The sequence below is a fragment of the Desulfosarcina variabilis str. Montpellier genome (assembly GCF_048565275.1).
Lineage (GTDB): Bacteria > Desulfobacterota > Desulfobacteria > Desulfobacterales > Desulfosarcinaceae > Desulfosarcina > Desulfosarcina variabilis.
Map to the genome: position 1 here is coordinate 3,494,245 of NZ_CP159846.1, position 15,026 is coordinate 3,509,270.

Sequence of the window (15,026 nt, forward strand, 5' to 3'; positions counted from 1 at the left end):
TCCCGCATTTCCCGCGCGTCTCGCTCAAACATCATGCATTACTGTTCACATATTTGTCAGAGGTCAGTGGGCAGCCACGGACCCACACAGAAAGACACAGACATGAAAAAGATCAGCCCCTGACATTGCATTTTGTCCGTGTGCGTCAGTGTGTGTCTGTGGCAATTCATTCACTGATCCACAGATTGACGCAGATTAAAGGATGGGGCCAGATTAGGGTTACCGTATCCACTCCACCGGGGTGAGATCCGCTACTTTATTAAATTCGGGGTCTCCGGTAACAATGGTGGCTGAGTACGCTAAGGCGCACGCTACGGCAAAACAGTCGGCATAGGAAATCGCGTATTCCGCCTTTATCTCTGCAGCCGCATAAACCATATCATCTGAAACGGAGATAACTTTTAAACCGAGTGCCTGGATGCGCCCCAGTATCTCTATTTTTTTTACATCACCGAACCGCCTTTTCGTCATGTAGATTATTTCGCCAAGATTGATGATGCACAGCAATCTTTCAGTGCGCCGCTTAACGGCTTTTGTCAAAATATTTTCAACAACATCTGCACCGTCTTCGTTCTGGAAGAATGCCAAAAGCGCGTGACTGTCAAAAATGTACGATGGGTTCATTTTTTAGAATCCCTCTGTCTCTCTTCGAGAAGCTGTTTCGACAAAGAGGGTTTCGGCGGTAAGCAACCCTTCGCTTCTTTTACAGGGTCTTCCGAAGGGGGAATGAGATAAATCAGGTTGTCGTATTCGAGCAGCTGAATTTTCCCACCCGGGTGTATCCCGTACTTTTTTCGAATGCGTGCGGGCAGAACGACCTGCCCTTTTGCTGAAACTTTTAACGTTTCCATGACATCCAACCTTTAAAAAGTTTAACGTTTTTTCAAATCGTAAAACGTAGTGGGTAAATTGTCAAACTTTTAGGATGCCACTGGAAGCGCAACAGAGATCTACAGATCAGTCTTCGCAGGAAGCTACGCCCAGACAAGTTTACGCAGATTCTTAAAACGACGAGAGAGCGTTAATGCGACAGGGCGTGAGAGCGTGAGAGCGTGAGAGCGGGAGAGTGGGAGAGTGGGAGAGTGGGAGAGTGGGAGGTCGGAGGTCAGAGGTCAGAGGTCAGAGGTCGGAGGACGGAAAAGAACGATGGATGAGGGACGAGGGGCGAAGGAAGATTTTGTTTGACCGTGACCGTTGCTCGCGTTTCCCGCATTTCCCGCGCGTCTCGCTCAAACATCAACCGCCAGCGATTTCTCGCGTTTCCCGCATTTCCCGCGCGTCTCGCTCAAACATCAACCGCCAGCGATTTCTCGCGTTTCCCGCATTTCCCGCGCGACTCGCTCAAACATCATGCATTACTGTTCACATATTTGTCAGAGGTCAGTGGGCAGCCACGGACCTACACAAACGGACACAGACGAAAAAAAGATTTGCTACTGACGTTGTGATGTCGTGAGGGTGTGAGCGTGTGGGGTCACTGTTAAGCAGGTCAGCCTTCTTCAATCATTAAAATTCGTGTAATCCGTGTAATCTGTGGATAAATGTCTGCCGATTACGCAGACTATAGGGTAAGTTGTATGTGCAGCATCTATAAAAGTTCCCGATGTTTCCGGAAGGCAGCTTTCAGTTTTTCGTTCGGGAGGGGCGGATTTTCGATGGCATCAAAAAATTTCCTGGCCGATTCCCCTGAAAGCTGAATTATACGTTCCTGTTCAATTACCGTATGGGCCCGTTCCAAGGCGGACTGGACTAAAAATTGATTGACTGTAGCCCCGGTAAGGTCCGCCGCTTGGCGCAGCATCTGATGTACATGCGCGGGTACGCGGGCAGATATGCGTTCTGTTTTCATCGACATGTTTCACCTCCATATGCCATAATAGGTCATTTTTTTAACGTGCTGGTGCCAAAATGGCAATGAAAATAATATTGTATGTGATATCAGTCTTTAATCTGTGAAATCAGCGTAATCTGTGGATCTATGTTTTTCCCATCCATCAATCCGCAGATTACGCAGATTGGCGCAGATTAAAAAAGAAACTGATTGGACTCACGCAAAGGCGCTGAGACGCAAAGGGTTATTCCTGGCAGCCTTATCGGTTTAGCTTAGCAAATAGTAATCACACAATTTCCGGGTGCCGTGCGATTATGATTGGAAAGGTTGCAAAACCTTTCGGTTTGAGCGATGCGGGCGTGAAGGTAATCGATACAAACCTAAGCGGCAAAATAGATTTCTCCATTTTTAGCATAATCGGCAACAAATGAATCTCCGCGTTCCCATTCTTCCTGGGTGAATGCCGTCGCTTCTATGGGGGCAAAAATTTCAAATATAACCTCGGTAAGAAGGTCAATACGTTCCCAGTAATTCATCTTTTTAAAGTCATCCGAGATGACGGCAAGGTCGATATCGCTGTCTTCCCTGTGGCTATGCGTGGCATAGGAACCAAACAGTACGATTTTGTTTGGCCCAATTCCTCGGGAAAGCAGACCCTGGTGGAACTTGCCGATAATCTCTACAACTGCTGCTTTATCCATTGAACAAGTTCCTTCCCCTCCAGAATAATGTCCCTGACGACGGCTTCATGGTATATCTGCTGGAGTTTGTAAAGATTTTCTGGATACCTGGTGGGAATGCTGGCTTCATTCAGTTTCACAATAGATTTGCCATGGCTTTTGGGCGGTTGAAGCCCAATTTTGCTTAGAAGGTAAATTAAATTGTGTGATTTAGGGGGGATCTGTCCACTTTTTTCATAGTACAGGCCTTTAAGTGCCTTTTCGATGGAAAGGTGGCACATAAAAACCGCGTGAATGTGCCGACCACCCTCATGCATATATGTTGCGGTATCCATGTCATAATCGGACTGTTTTAGCCACTCTGCGGTTTTTTTTTTCATGTTTTTGCTAATTACATATGATTTCAATATGTTGGTTTTTAATACTAATCACTTAAGACGTATCGTGTAAAGTCATATTTTAGCAATTGCCTTTTTTATGTTTAAAAAAGTTATGTACAACTAATTGAAATCGATGATTAAAATTAAAATTGACCTGACCGCTGGTGCCCGGTCTAACTTCATGAAGATCGCACCCATAACGTAAAAAAATAATCTGTGAAATCTGCGTAAACTTGTCTGGGCGTAGCTTCCTGCGAAGACTGATCTGTGGATCTTTTAAAACTTCCAGAAATCATCAAACGATTCGGCCCAAAATGGGTGATGGTCGGCTGTGGTACACGTTGAAGCTTCGAGCAGGGATCCTTGAACGTAAAACCCCCATTCAATCTTGGGAGGCTATCCCCGATCTAAGGGTCACAGGCCGTTTTTTCGCTGATGGTATGGCATCTGTTTCAGCCATACCAACCGCTGAACAAATCATTAAGTGTAATGCTGCATGCCTGCTTATGGGCTGTCCAACTGGGACGAGCAAACGGGGTTGAATTCAGCGCTGCATTTATCGAGCGAATCCGAAAAGCCGGAGAATGGCTGACCTCACTATACGATACATCCACCGGACACATGCCGAATCTGGGATCAAATGATGGGGCGCTTATTCTGCCATATTCTGTTTGTGATTACATTGATTATCGGCCCACGATTCAGGCAACAGGTGCGGTTGTAGACAATCAGCGCTGGCTGCCCCCTGGCGAGTGGGATGATATGGCGTTGTGGTTGGTGCCGGATCTCGATCATGATTCAGAAGGCAATTCAATAAAGGGCAAAAGCGATCCACAGATTACGCAGATTGGCGCAGATTAGAGGGCAAAACCGATCCACAGATCAGCCTTCGCAGGAAGCTACGCCCAGACAAGTTTACGCAGATTCTTAAAACGACGAGAGAGCGTTAATGCGACAGGGCGTGAGAGCGTGAGAGCGTGAGAGCGTGAGAGCGGGAGAGCGGGAGAGTGGGAGAGTGGGAGAGTGGGAGAGTGGGAGAGTGGGAGGTCGGAGGTCAGAGGTCAGAGGTCAGAGGTCGGAGGACGGAAAAGAACGATGGATGAGGGACGAAGGAAGATTTTGTTTGACCGTGACCGTTGCTCGCGTTTCCCGCATTTCCCGCGCGTCTCGCTCAAACGTCTCCCACCCACCAGATCAACGGTTGTTCAAGTTAACTGTTATGTAAGAGCGGGAGGATAGAGGAATTTATTCATTTTTCTGCCCATTGCATTGGACTCATTGATCTTATGTATCATCGGCAACCCAATTCTCAAGCTTCAATCCTTTGACGCGGCTGAACTCCCGAAGATTATTGGTTACCAGGGAAAGATCGAGGCTCAGTGCGTGAGCGGCAATAAACAAGTCGTTACCGCCAATCACCATACCTCGCTTCTCAAGATCGGATCGAACATCGCCATAAATGACGGCAGCATCTTTATCAAAAGGAATGACATCGATTATTTCACTTAAAAGATTTAAACGCTTTATGTTGTCTTTCACAAAAAGGCTTTTTTTTGCGCCATTCATTAGTTCGGCAAAGGTTATCGCGGACATGACAACCATGCCGGGCTGAAGTGATTCAAGTCGTTTTAGCACACTAATGGGCTTACGCTTGATCGTATAGATACAGATATCCGTATCCAGCATAACAGTCATAGCGACTCTCTATCCTGAATCGATGGTTGGCAGCGTCCTTCGTCCATGAAATCATCAGACATTTCAGTAAGCAATTCAAATGCTTTGGAAAGATTTCGAGGCTTACGTTTTAAAACAACTTCATCTCCCCGCCGAAAAATTTGAACTTCGGAGACATCGAACTGGTATGCCTTGGGCAAGCGAACCGCCTGGGAGTTGCCATTTTTAAATATTTTTGCTGTATCCATTGTTACCGTCCTTGCTGTTGATTGTGTGTGTACAAAATATATATATTATTTTGGCGTTTTGTCAATAGAAGCTGACAATTGGTGCTGGTGCTGGGACCGGCGGTTGGAGGTCGATCCGCAGATTACGCAGATTGACGCAGATTTTGGTCAGAGGTCGGAGGTCAGGTGTCAGGTGTCAGATGTCAGATGTCAGATGTCAGATGTCAGAGGACGGAAAAGAACGATGGATGAGGGACGAGGGACGAAGGAAGATTTTGTTTGACCGTGACCGTTGCTCGCGTTTCCCGCGCGTCTCGCTCAAACATCAACCGTCAACCATTTCTCGCGTTTCCCGCATTTCCCGCGCGTCTCGCTCAAACATCAACCGTCAACCATTTCTCGCGTTTCCCGCATTTCCCGCGCGTCTCGCTCAAACATCAACCGTCAACCATTTCTCGCGTTTCCCGCATTTCCCGCGCGTCTCGCTCAAACGTCAACCGTCAACCATTTCTCGCGTTTCCCGCATTTCCCGCGCGTCTCGCTCAAACGTCAACCGTCAACCATTTCTCGCGTTTCCCGCATTTCCCGCGCGTCTCGCTCAAACGTCAACCGTCAACCATTTCTCGCGTTTCCCGCATTTCCCGCGCGTCTCGCTCAAACATCAACCGTCAACCATTTCTCGCGTTTCCCGCATTTCCCGCGCGTCTCGCTCAAACGTCAACCGTCAACCATTTCTCGCGTTTCCCGCATTTCCCGCGCGTCTCGCTCAAACATCAACCGTCAACCATTTCTCGCGTTTCCCGCATTTCCCGCGCGTCTCGCTCAAACATCATGCATTACTATTCACATATTTGTCAGAGGTCAGGGGGCTGTGTGATCAGTGAAAAGAAATTGGATTGGCGTCATTTCCTGCTCCAATCATCAATCAGCAAGCCGGGGATACGTTCGAATTCGTTGGTATTGTTTGTGATCAGAATCAGGCCATTGGCCCGGGCATGACCGGCGATCATCATATCATAGGGGCCAATTGGCCTTCCAATACGGTACAGTGCCGCGCGGATTTGGCCAAAATGGTAGGCAGCCGTATTGTTAAATGGTAAAACGTCAAGCCGCGCCACAAATGACTCGATGTCTGCCAGGTTCCTTTCCACCTCTTGCGAATGCTCGGCACCAAACACCAGCTCCCCAAGCGTTACCGCAGAGATTGCCATGCGTCCATGATGCTCCTGGAATCGTCGTTTAAGCCGTTGAGGGCGATTTTTCATGGTATAGATGACAATATTGGTGTCCAACAAATACTTCAGCATCAAAAATTCTCTCTCTGCTGATCTTCAGGCTGTTGTCGCTCGTTCATAAAATCGTCGGAAACACCGGGGCCATCGAACCATTCATCCCATGACTGGCCGACTGGTGAGATGATCCGCCGGTTTCCGATGGCGACAATTTCAACGTCCTTGATTGTTTCCGCAAAGGCGACTTCCTTGGGCAGACGGACCGCCTGACTCCGATTGCTTTTAAAGATTTTTGTTTTTACACATCCCATAACGGTAGGCCTCCATGTGATTCGCTTTTTTGTGTATTTTAGAACAACTCCTGGGATATGTCAAAGGGATATACAACAGAGATCCGCAGATTACGCAGATTGGCGCAGATTAAAAGACTGGAGATTGATTGATATCCTTTTTTTAAATCCGTGAAATCTGTGTAAACTTGTCTGGGCGTAGCTTCCTGCGAAGACTGATCTGTGGATGCGAAAGCCGCATAAGAATCTGGATGTATTTAGCTTTCCGATGAATGTCGGGGTGTTTTTTCGCCTTACGGGTTCAGTGCTGGTCCAAAAACGCTTTGGGGGTCAAGATGCTGATTCCCATGTAGTTTTTGACAGCAAGCAAAGCTTTGTCTCCAGATATAACAACCCTTGCGTTCAATGCCACCGCACACTCGATGAATTTATCGTCATCAGGATCATCAGCAACGATTTTTAGCGAAGGTGTTCGGTGCGTAAAAATGATAGAATGCCCTCGTGCAAAGAAACGCAGCAACGCTTCCAGCTCATCTTCTTTGTCCAATCCGAGCCGATGAAGGACTTCGATGTATTCATCGACGATTCCGGGTGAAAGGCATAGCCACAGTTGTCCGTTTTTCCATAGGTCGATGACTTTTCGAGGATTGCCCCCGAAAAAAGATGATACAAAAATGTTTGTATCGATCACAGCACGAATCATGATTTTCGCCTGACTGACAGAATCGCTTCTTCAATCGAGTCAGGCCCGACGCCTTTTTCAATTAATTTGTTGCCGATCCGTTGCCACAAACTGTCAATATAGCCGCCAATGTCTCGGTCGGTGACATAATGTTCGAGCATCTCGCGCACAACCTGGCTGGCATTTTTCCCTTCAGCCATGGCAAACTGTGTCACCTTTTGTTTCAGTTCATCGTCGATTCGAATCACTAATTGTGAAGCCATAAAGCCTCCTCTTTTGTATTAATTGTAGTAACAGTATATACAATTGGGCTGTATGTCAATGATAGATCGTGACCGGTGAACTGATCAGAAGCTGTAGGGCGGAGGACGGAACAGCACGATGGACGAGGGATGACCGCTTCGGTCTTCGTGCTTTAAACTACACCCTGACAAGTCGCTATGGCGAGGGACGAATTTGGTTGACCGTCAACTGTAAACCGTAAACTGTTTCTCGCGTTTCCCGCATTTCCCGCGCGTCTCGCTCAAACATCATGCATTACTGTTCACATATTTGTCAGAGGTCAGTGGGCAGCCACGGACCCACACAGAAAGACACAGACGTGAAAAAAGGCTGCTGAACAAGGGAAAATGATCGGTCATCTGCCCTTACACCTTACACCTCACCCATCACCCAAAAACTACCATGAAAAATCCAAAACGCATCTTTCTTTCACCGCCGCACATGAACGGCCATGAACTGGCCTATGTACAAAAAGCCTTCGAGAGCAACTACATCGCACCGGTGGGGCCCATGGTGGACGCCTTTGAACAGGCTTTTGCCGACTATGTGGGGATTCCCCATGTGCTGGCCCTTTCCAGCGGCACGGCGGCCATCCATCTGGCCCTGCGCAATCTGGGGGTGGGGCCGGGCGACGAGGTGTTTGCCTCCACGCTGACCTTTATCGGCAGTGTGTCGCCCATTGTTTTTCAGGGGGCACGGCCCGTATTCATCGATGCGGACCCCGCTACCTGGAACATGGACCCCGTTCTTCTGGCCAAGGAACTGGAACGCTGCGCGGCCCGCGGCCGACTGCCCCGGGCCGTGTTGCCGACCGATCTCTACGGCCAGTGCGCCGACCTTACGCGCATCCTGTCGGTCTGCGACCGGTATGGGGTGCCGGTGGTCACCGACAGCGCCGAGGCCCTGGGGGCGACCTGCAACGGCCGGCACGCCGGCGTGGGGGCGGCCGCGGCCATCTATTCGTTCAACGGCAACAAGATCATCACCACGTCGGGGGGCGGGGTGCTGGCATCCCATGATCCGGCGCTGATCCGGCACGCCCGCTTCCTGTCCCAGCAGGCCCGCGAGGACGCGCCCTATTACCAGCACGACACCATCGGCTACAACTACCGCATGAGCAATCTGCTGGCCGCCGTGGGTTTAGGGCAACTGGAGTCCATCGACCAGCGCGTGCGGCGCAAACGGGAAATCTTCTTCGCCTATAAATCGGCGCTGGCGCAGGTGCCCGGCATCTATTTTATGCCCGAGGCATCCTACGGCCAGTGCACCCGCTGGTTGACGGTGATCTTTGTCGACCCTGACCGGTTCGGGGCCGATTACGAGACCTTGCGGCTGGCTCTGGAAGCGGAGAACATCGAGTCGCGACCGGTCTGGAAACCCATGCACCTACAGCCGGTTTTCAAGGCGATTTCCCCCGTTCAGATCGATGCGGCAGATGCCCGTTCACACGTTTGCTTCGAGCGGGGCAGGGCGGTGGCCTGCCGGGTGGTCGGCGGCGGCGTCAGCGAGGCCCTGTTTGCCAGCGGACTTTGCCTGCCGTCGGGAACGGCGATGGACGCCGGAGACCTCGAGCGCGTGGTGGATGTGATCACCCGGCTTCACCATGAAAGGATCCAAAACAGTGGCGGTTTCAGACAACGCAGACACAACTTCCGGCAAGATGGCAGTGGCGCAGACCCTGGCCGTGGCAATGGCGGTAATCCTGACGTTCTGGGGCACCTGGTCTAAGCTGTTTAGCCAGTGGAGCCGCAGCGACGATTACGCCTACGGCATGATGATTCCGCCCATTTGTCTGCTGCTGGTCTGGGAGCGGCGCAAAGCCCTGGCCGCGCTTGCCTTGCGGGCCGACTTGCGGGGGCTTCTGCTCATGCTCTTTGCCGTGATCCTGTTCGGGTTGGGGGAACTGGGCGCGGAGCTGTTTACCACCCGGGCGGCCGTGATCACGCTTTTCATCGGTGCCCTGTGGTGGATGCACGGCCGCGCGGTGGTGCGCACCCTGGCCCTGCCGCTGCTGCTGCTCTATTTCATGCTGCCCCTGCCCGGCTTCGTGTACCGCAGCATCACCTTCCCGTTGCAGATCATGGCCTCGACGATCTCTGTCCATCTGCTCAACGCCCTCGGGTTTCTGGCCTACCGGGAGGGCAACATCATCGATATGGGGTTCGGCCAGTTTCAGATCGTGGAGGCCTGCAACGGGTTGCGGTTCATTCTGCCGTTGCTGTGCATGGGGGTGGTGATCGCCTTTTTCAGGCCCATGGCCGGGTGGAAACGCACGGTGCTGATCGGCATTACCATTCCCCTGGCCCTGGCCACCAACATTGTCAGAATCGTCGGCACCGGCATCCTGGCCCGCTACCTGGGGACCGAGGTGGCCGAAGGCTTTTTTCACGACTTCTCCGGCTGGGCCGTGTTCACGGCCGCCTTTGCCCTGTTCATGGTGATCGCCGCGGTGTTGAACCGGCTCCCGGGCCGCGCGCAGCCGCCGGCGCCCCGGCCCCCGTCGAGACGGCCGGCCAGGCCCATCAAAACGGTCAATTGGAAGCGGGCGGTCGCAACCACCGCCATTGCCCTGGCCGTGTGCCTGGTCAGTCCCCTGACCGTGAACGTGTTGGGCGATGTGCCGCCCGTTGCGCTGAAGCAGACCCTGGACGACTTCCCCCTGACCCTGGACGGCCGGGACGGGCAACGGGCGCAAATGGCCCCGGAGATCTGGGAGCGGGTCGGCGGACAGGCCTATACGATGATCGCCTACCAGAAAAAGGGCCATCCGCCCATCGATTTTTACACGGCGTACTATGCCCATCAGAAAAAGGGCGGGGATTTCATTCATTCGCCGCGCCTTTGCCTGCCCGGGGCGGGTTGGAGTATCCGCAGCAACCGGGTGCGCACGTTAAGAGGGGCGCCCGGGACCGGCGACCAGATGCTGAAGATCAACGAAATGCTGGTGGAGAAAAACGGCGCCTGGCAACTGGCCTATTTCTGGTACCAGGGCCGTGACCGCAACTTTACCAGCGAGTGGGCGGCCAAGTTCTACATGGTCTGGGACGGGATTTTCCGCCGCCGCACCGATGGCGCCCTGGTCCGGTTGATCATGCCTTTGAACGCCCAGGACCAGGTCCCTGCCGCCCGACGGGAACTGGACCGCTTTGCCTTGCTGACCGCCCGAACGCTGGACACATACCTGCCATGATCACCAGACGCCTCAAACGGTAAGGACCAACAGGATTTTAAACAATGGGTTTTAAACAATGATGGCTGTATTGAACAACGTTGTCGATTCACCGGTGATGCACCGGATCATTCAGTGGATGCTGCCCTATCGCCTGTTGATCAACATCGTGATCCATACGATGCTGATCGTTACCAGCTATTTCTACAGCCTGCTGTTTTTCAACGGATTGCTGCTCGATCGCTACCTGGTGGACATGTTCGTGGTTACCGTCTGGCCGCTGCTGCTGATCCGGCTGGCGGTGTTTCACTACTACGGTCTGTTTACCGGCATGTGGCGGTTCGTCAGCCTCGGTGACGTGGTCAAGATCATCCACGCGGTCATCATCAGCACCCTTCTGGTCTACGGCTTGAGCCTTGTCTGGGACCGAATTTTCATTGCCGGTCAGGTCTATCTTCTGGACATGATGTTTTGCGGCATGCTCTGCAGCGGCATTCGCCTGCTGGTGAGAAATTTCCGGGAGGTGCATCTGGTCGGCGGCAGCATGCGCAACCGCAAACGCATTCTGCTATTGGGCCCGGTGTTCAGGATTCAGCCGATTTTAAAGGATATCACGACTGATCCCAAAGCGGCCTACTGGCCGGTGGCCATCATCGATCCCGAAGAATCCGACCGCTCCGACGGCGGCCGCATCGCCGATGTCACCGTACTGAGCCTGGGACATTTCAAAAAGCAGTATCGGGGCATGGGCCTGCTGGACAGTGTGATCATCTGCTGGCCGGGCGCGACCCGCCGGCAGATCAACGATGTGGTCGAGCAGCTGCGATTTCTCAAGGTGACCTTCAAGATCATTCCCCATTTTGGCGAGATCATGGACGGCCGGGTCAGCATCAAGAACCTGCGCCACGTGGAAATCGAGGACCTGCTCGGCCGCGAGCCGGTGCAGATCGAACTGGACAGGATCCGCGCCTTTCTCAAGGGCAAGGCGGTGCTGGTGACCGGCGGGGCCGGCTCCATCGGTTCCGAGATCTGCCGGCAGGTGGCCGGTTCCGAGCCGCGGCGGCTGGTCATTCTGGACCGGGCCGAAAACAGCCTCTACGATTTCGAACGCGAGATCCGGGGGCGTTATCCCGATGTTTCCATCCACAGCAGAATCGCTTCGGTCAACGACGCGGCCGGCCTGGCGCATCTGATGCGCGTGCATCGCATCGATGTCGTGTTTCATGCGGCCGCTTACAAGCATGTGCCCTTGATGGAGAGCGTGCCCATCGAATCGGCCTACAACAACATCATCGGCACCCACAACACGGCCCGCGCCGCCCGACAAGCCGGTGTCAAACGCTTTGTGATGATATCCACGGACAAGGCGGTCAACCCCACCAACGTCATGGGCGTGACCAAACGCATTGCCGAAATGTGCGTCCAGAGCATGGACGACCCGGCCGGCACCCGGTTCATGACCGTGCGCTTCGGCAATGTGCTGGGCAGCGCCGGCAGTGTGGTGCCGATCTTCAAGCGCCAGATTGAAACGGGCGGGCCGGTTAGCGTCACACACCCGAATATCGAGCGCTTTTTCATGACCATTCCCGAGGCGGTGCAACTGGTGCTCCAGGCGGGATGGATGGCTAAGGGCGGTGAAATTTTCGTCCTGGACATGGGCGAGCCGGTCAAAATCATGGACCTGGCCGAGAAGCTCATCACCCTTTCCGGCATGCAGCCCCATGAAGACATCGCGATCGAATTTACCGGCCTGCGCCCCGGTGAGAAGATGTACGAGGAATTGTTCAATGCCTCGGAAATACTGATGCCCACGCGGCATCCGCGTATTCGCACGGCCCAGTGCGCGCCCGTGGACCACAACCGGATGGCTGCCGAGATCGCGGTCATGAAGACCGTCATCCAGAGAAAGGACGAGACCGCGTTGTTGAACCGGTTCGTCGAACTGGTCCCGGGTTACCGCTGCCAGCGCCTGAATGACCCGACGTGCCAGGACCCTGACGTCGGAAACACCGGCGCGGCCGGACGTCTGGCCGATGGACGCCGCAACGCGGAACTGCCCAATTGAAGGATGGAATCGATAAAACAGGTCATTTGCGCAGTGGCCGCCAAAGAGAAGATAAGGATCGTGTTATGGCACCATTTATCGCTGTGATGAGAAGCGGCATCGTGCTGCTGGTACTGCTGACAGCCATTTGCGGATGCGCCAGCCAGGAAGAGAAGATGCAGCAGTTTTTCGAAACCGGCAAGACCGCCTACCACTCCGGCGATTTTGTCAAGGCCCGGCTGGCGTTTAAAAACGTTATCCAGATCAATCCCAAATACGCCCAGGCCTATTACATGCTCGGGATGGCGGAGCTGAAGCAAAGCCATTTCCAGCCGGCGTTCCGGGCGCTGCAAAAAGCCGTTGATCTGGACCCCCAGCTGTTGGATGCGCAGCTTCAGCTGGGACGGCTCCTGCTCTCGGCCAGACAGGTCCAGGCGGCCATGGAAAAGGTGGACCTGATTCTGGACCAGCGCCCCCGGCACGCGGACGCCCTGCTGTTGAAAGGCGCCATTTTACTGGCCGGCAAGGATACGGATGCGGCGATTGCCTATCTGCAGGGGCTTTTTGATAGCGGCATGGACCAGACGGACCTTTATCTGATGCTTGCCTCGGCCTTTGCCCGCAACGACAACCTGGCGCAAACCGGCGCGCTGCTGGCCCGCGGGGTGGCGGCGCATCCCGACAACATCGGGCTGAACCTGGGCATGGTGCAGTATTGTCTGCGCACCGGGCAAAGCGAAGCGGCGGAACGCGGTTTGAAAAAGATCATTGCCCTGGCACCGGATCAGCCGGTGCACCGGTTCAATCTGGCGCAATTCTATTTTTCCCAGGACCGCGCCGATGACGCCCGGGCCCTTATCGCCGACATGGTGGCAGGGGACCCCGGCAATGTTCAGCTGCGCCTGGGCGCGGCCCAGCTGCTCAGTGAAAACGCTGCCCTGCGACAGGCCGAGACCCTGCTTGCCGACGGGATTCAAGCCGCGCCCGGGAATACGGCCATGCATCTGGCGCTGGCCGATGTGCAGATCAACGATAACCGCCCGCAAGCCGCGCTGGAAACCCTCAAGGCCTTTGTGACGCTTGCCGAGAAAAAGGATGATCCGGCGGCCATCAAGGCCAAAACGGGCATGGCGCGGGCATACCTGGCCATGCGTCGCACCGATGATGCCCGGCGGTGCATTGACGGGGTGCTGGGCGGCAGCCCGGACAACGTTGACGCCCGGTTCCTGAACGGCAGCATCCGGTTGCTCGAAGGCAATGCCAGCGCTGCGGTCTCCGACTTCCGGACCGTGATTGACGAACGCCGGGAATTCATTCCCGCATACCTTGGCCTGGCCAGCGCTCACCTGATGGACGCGTCCCCGACCATGGCGCTGGATGTCTTGAAACGGGCGCTTGAGATCAAGCCCACGGACAAACAGGTTCGCCGCGCCATGGCCCGCGTTTATGTCAATGCCGATGACCGGGCCGCGGCCCAGGACCAGTTGAGACGTATCGTTGCCGATCATCCCGCGGATCTGCGGGCCCAGGTGGAACTGGGGGATTTTCTGTTTGCCGGGGGAAAGCAGGCCGACGCCGAGCGGGTCTACCTGGCCGTGGTCCGTGATTTTCCCGAACAGCCGGAAGGCTACCTGCGTCTGCACCGCCTTTACCGGATGAAGGGCATTTCTGAAAACGGGCTGACGCTCCTTGAAACCGGCCTGGCCCGCAACCCGCAGTCCGGACCGCTGGTGAGCAAACTGGTCAAGGACCATGTCGATCACGATCGCATGGACGCGGCCCGTGAAGCCTGCCGGCGTTTCATGGCCGCGGGCGGCGAGAAAGCCCTGGGCCTGAACCTTTTGGGCTTCGTTCACCTGTCCAGCGGTCAATATGCCGAGGCGGAAAAAGCGCTTTTGCAGAGCATTGACCGCCAACCCCTCAATCCCACCATCCACGAGAACCTGGCCAGACTGTATCTCCTGCAGGGCAAAAAAGATCAGGCCGTGTCCAACCTGGAAGCGACCCTCGCCAAACTGCCGGAAGCCCGGTCCACCTATCTGACCCTGGCCCAGATCCATTACCAGGATGGGGATTATGCCGCGGCCATGGATGTTTTCAAGCGCGCCCTGGACCGCAATCCAGATTTTGTCTCGGCCATGAACAACCTGGCCTTTCTGATGAGTGTCACCGCCAGGGATGCCAATGACTTCAACCAGGCAATGGACATGGCCCAGCGCGCCCTGGCCCGCCGGCCGGACGATCCGTCGATCCTGGACACCGTGGGATGGCTGTACTACCGCCTGGGGGATTACGCCAAGGCCTTGCCCCCTTTGGAACAGGCCCTGGCACGCGCCCCGGATTCCGAGGAGATCCTCAGCCATATGGGCATCCTGCTCTACCAGCTGGGCCGCGAGAACGAAGCCCGGCAGACCCTGGAAAAGGCATTGGCCGGCGACCATGCGTTCCCGGCCCGCGAGGACGCGGAACAGGTGCTCAAGCACCTGAGCTGATTTTCGGGCGTTCATCAGATTATAGAACAACCTAAATTCACAA

At 54.3% G+C, this 15,026-nt stretch carries 17 protein-coding genes; 6 read left to right on the forward strand and 11 right to left on the reverse strand.

Features of this window, described 5'->3' with window-relative positions; translation table 11 throughout:
* Positions 1 to 219: 219 nt before the first annotated feature.
* The 5 genes from Dvar_RS15800 to Dvar_RS15820 all read right to left on the reverse strand — a co-directional run bounded on the left by Dvar_RS15800 (position 220) and on the right by Dvar_RS15820 (position 2,891).
* Positions 220 to 624, reverse strand: coding sequence for a type II toxin-antitoxin system VapC family toxin (locus Dvar_RS15800; RefSeq protein WP_419662654.1), 405 nt, complete (start codon positions 622 to 624; stop codon positions 220 to 222).
* Positions 621 to 851: an AbrB/MazE/SpoVT family DNA-binding domain-containing protein gene (locus Dvar_RS15805; RefSeq protein ID WP_419662655.1), complete on the reverse strand. Its 231-nt coding sequence runs from the start codon at positions 849 to 851 to the stop codon at positions 621 to 623. The genes Dvar_RS15800 and Dvar_RS15805 overlap by 4 nt, the downstream gene beginning before the upstream one ends.
* Before the next feature lie 737 nt (positions 852 to 1,588).
* Positions 1,589 to 1,855 carry a DUF1778 domain-containing protein gene (locus tag Dvar_RS15810; protein ID WP_419662656.1) on the reverse strand — a complete coding sequence of 89 codons (267 nt, stop codon included), beginning with the start codon at positions 1,853 to 1,855 and terminating at the stop codon, positions 1,589 to 1,591.
* A 356-nt stretch (positions 1,856 to 2,211) separates the two neighbouring features.
* Positions 2,212 to 2,532, reverse strand: a complete 321-nt coding sequence (locus Dvar_RS15815; protein WP_023399639.1) for a nucleotidyltransferase domain-containing protein — start codon at positions 2,530 to 2,532, stop codon at positions 2,212 to 2,214.
* Positions 2,511 to 2,891: a HEPN domain-containing protein gene (locus tag Dvar_RS15820; RefSeq protein WP_419662657.1), complete on the reverse strand. Its 381-nt coding sequence runs from the start codon at positions 2,889 to 2,891 to the stop codon at positions 2,511 to 2,513. The genes Dvar_RS15815 and Dvar_RS15820 overlap by 22 nt, the downstream gene beginning before the upstream one ends.
* 435 nt (positions 2,892 to 3,326) lie before the next feature.
* Between Dvar_RS15820 and Dvar_RS15825 the strand changes: the two genes are divergently transcribed.
* Entirely contained in the window at positions 3,327 to 3,752 is a 426-nt protein-coding gene (locus Dvar_RS15825; protein WP_419662658.1) for a hypothetical protein, read from the forward strand.
* Positions 3,753 to 4,175: 423 nt separating this feature from the next.
* Here Dvar_RS15825 and vapC (Dvar_RS15830) read toward each other — a convergent pair whose 3' ends face one another.
* A complete protein-coding gene (vapC, locus tag Dvar_RS15830; RefSeq protein WP_023400164.1) occupies positions 4,176 to 4,586 on the reverse strand; it encodes a type II toxin-antitoxin system tRNA(fMet)-specific endonuclease VapC in 411 nt (136 codons plus the stop codon).
* Complete coding sequence (locus tag Dvar_RS15835; protein ID WP_419662659.1) at positions 4,583 to 4,813, reverse strand: antitoxin; 231 nt, start codon at positions 4,811 to 4,813, stop codon at positions 4,583 to 4,585. The genes vapC (Dvar_RS15830) and Dvar_RS15835 overlap by 4 nt, the downstream gene beginning before the upstream one ends.
* 254 nt (positions 4,814 to 5,067) lie before the next feature.
* On the opposite strand from Dvar_RS15835, the gene Dvar_RS15840 reads away from it, so the two are divergent.
* A complete protein-coding gene (locus Dvar_RS15840; protein ID WP_419662660.1) occupies positions 5,068 to 5,676 on the forward strand; it encodes a hypothetical protein in 609 nt (202 codons plus the stop codon).
* Positions 5,677 to 5,694: 18 nt separating this feature from the next.
* Here the strand turns inward: Dvar_RS15840 and vapC (Dvar_RS15845) are convergent, their stop codons facing one another.
* The 4 genes from vapC (Dvar_RS15845) to Dvar_RS15860 form a co-directional block, all read right to left on the reverse strand.
* Complete coding sequence (vapC, locus tag Dvar_RS15845) at positions 5,695 to 6,099, reverse strand: type II toxin-antitoxin system tRNA(fMet)-specific endonuclease VapC (RefSeq protein ID WP_419662661.1); 405 nt, start codon at positions 6,097 to 6,099, stop codon at positions 5,695 to 5,697.
* Positions 6,099 to 6,335 (reverse strand): type II toxin-antitoxin system VapB family antitoxin, encoded by a 237-nt coding sequence (gene vapB / locus Dvar_RS15850; protein WP_419662662.1) that lies wholly within the window; start codon positions 6,333 to 6,335, stop codon positions 6,099 to 6,101. The genes vapC (Dvar_RS15845) and vapB overlap by 1 nt, the downstream gene beginning before the upstream one ends.
* 280 nt (positions 6,336 to 6,615) lie before the next feature.
* Positions 6,616 to 7,017 carry a putative toxin-antitoxin system toxin component, PIN family gene (locus Dvar_RS15855; protein ID WP_419662663.1) on the reverse strand — a complete coding sequence of 134 codons (402 nt, stop codon included), beginning with the start codon at positions 7,015 to 7,017 and terminating at the stop codon, positions 6,616 to 6,618.
* Positions 7,014 to 7,259: a ribbon-helix-helix protein, CopG family gene (locus Dvar_RS15860; protein ID WP_419662664.1), complete on the reverse strand. Its 246-nt coding sequence runs from the start codon at positions 7,257 to 7,259 to the stop codon at positions 7,014 to 7,016. The genes Dvar_RS15855 and Dvar_RS15860 overlap by 4 nt, the downstream gene beginning before the upstream one ends.
* A gap of 421 nt (positions 7,260 to 7,680) precedes the next feature.
* Here Dvar_RS15860 and Dvar_RS15865 point away from each other — a divergent pair, with 421 nt between their 5' ends.
* From Dvar_RS15865 to Dvar_RS15880, 4 genes are all read left to right on the forward strand, one after another.
* On the forward strand, positions 7,681 to 9,006 hold the full coding sequence (locus Dvar_RS15865; protein WP_419662665.1) for an aminotransferase class I/II-fold pyridoxal phosphate-dependent enzyme: 1,326 nt from the start codon (positions 7,681 to 7,683) through the stop codon (positions 9,004 to 9,006).
* A complete protein-coding gene (gene xrtD / locus Dvar_RS15870) occupies positions 8,969 to 10,468 on the forward strand; it encodes a VPLPA-CTERM-specific exosortase XrtD (RefSeq protein ID WP_419664119.1) in 1,500 nt (499 codons plus the stop codon). The genes Dvar_RS15865 and xrtD overlap by 38 nt, the downstream gene beginning before the upstream one ends.
* A 70-nt stretch (positions 10,469 to 10,538) precedes the next feature.
* Entirely contained in the window at positions 10,539 to 12,512 is a 1,974-nt protein-coding gene (locus tag Dvar_RS15875) for a polysaccharide biosynthesis protein (protein WP_419662666.1), read from the forward strand.
* A gap of 65 nt (positions 12,513 to 12,577) precedes the next feature.
* Positions 12,578 to 14,983: a tetratricopeptide repeat protein gene (locus tag Dvar_RS15880; RefSeq protein WP_419662667.1), complete on the forward strand. Its 2,406-nt coding sequence runs from the start codon at positions 12,578 to 12,580 to the stop codon at positions 14,981 to 14,983.
* The last annotated feature ends 43 nt before the right edge of the window (positions 14,984 to 15,026 follow it).

Coding starts and splice junctions, on each gene's coding strand:
- Dvar_RS15800 (WP_419662654.1), bottom strand. CDS start 624: ATGAACCCATCGTACATTTTTGACAGTCACGCGCTTTTGGCATTCTTC.
- Dvar_RS15805 (WP_419662655.1), bottom strand. CDS start 851: ATGGAAACGTTAAAAGTTTCAGCAAAAGGGCAGGTCGTTCTGCCCGCA.
- Dvar_RS15810 (WP_419662656.1), bottom strand. CDS start 1,855: ATGTCGATGAAAACAGAACGCATATCTGCCCGCGTACCCGCGCATGTA.
- Dvar_RS15815 (WP_023399639.1), bottom strand. CDS start 2,532: ATGGATAAAGCAGCAGTTGTAGAGATTATCGGCAAGTTCCACCAGGGT.
- Dvar_RS15820 (WP_419662657.1), bottom strand. CDS start 2,891: ATGAAAAAAAAAACCGCAGAGTGGCTAAAACAGTCCGATTATGACATG.
- Dvar_RS15825 (WP_419662658.1), top strand. CDS start 3,327: ATGGTATGGCATCTGTTTCAGCCATACCAACCGCTGAACAAATCATTA.
- vapC (WP_023400164.1), bottom strand. CDS start 4,586: ATGACTGTTATGCTGGATACGGATATCTGTATCTATACGATCAAGCGT.
- Dvar_RS15835 (WP_419662659.1), bottom strand. CDS start 4,813: ATGGATACAGCAAAAATATTTAAAAATGGCAACTCCCAGGCGGTTCGC.
- vapC (WP_419662661.1), bottom strand. CDS start 6,099: ATGCTGAAGTATTTGTTGGACACCAATATTGTCATCTATACCATGAAA.
- vapB (WP_419662662.1), bottom strand. CDS start 6,335: ATGGGATGTGTAAAAACAAAAATCTTTAAAAGCAATCGGAGTCAGGCG.
- Dvar_RS15855 (WP_419662663.1), bottom strand. CDS start 7,017: ATGATTCGTGCTGTGATCGATACAAACATTTTTGTATCATCTTTTTTC.
- Dvar_RS15860 (WP_419662664.1), bottom strand. CDS start 7,259: ATGGCTTCACAATTAGTGATTCGAATCGACGATGAACTGAAACAAAAG.
- Dvar_RS15865 (WP_419662665.1), top strand. CDS start 7,681: ATGAAAAATCCAAAACGCATCTTTCTTTCACCGCCGCACATGAACGGC.
- xrtD (WP_419664119.1), top strand. CDS start 8,969: ATGGCGGTAATCCTGACGTTCTGGGGCACCTGGTCTAAGCTGTTTAGC.
- Dvar_RS15880 (WP_419662667.1), top strand. CDS start 12,578: ATGGCACCATTTATCGCTGTGATGAGAAGCGGCATCGTGCTGCTGGTA.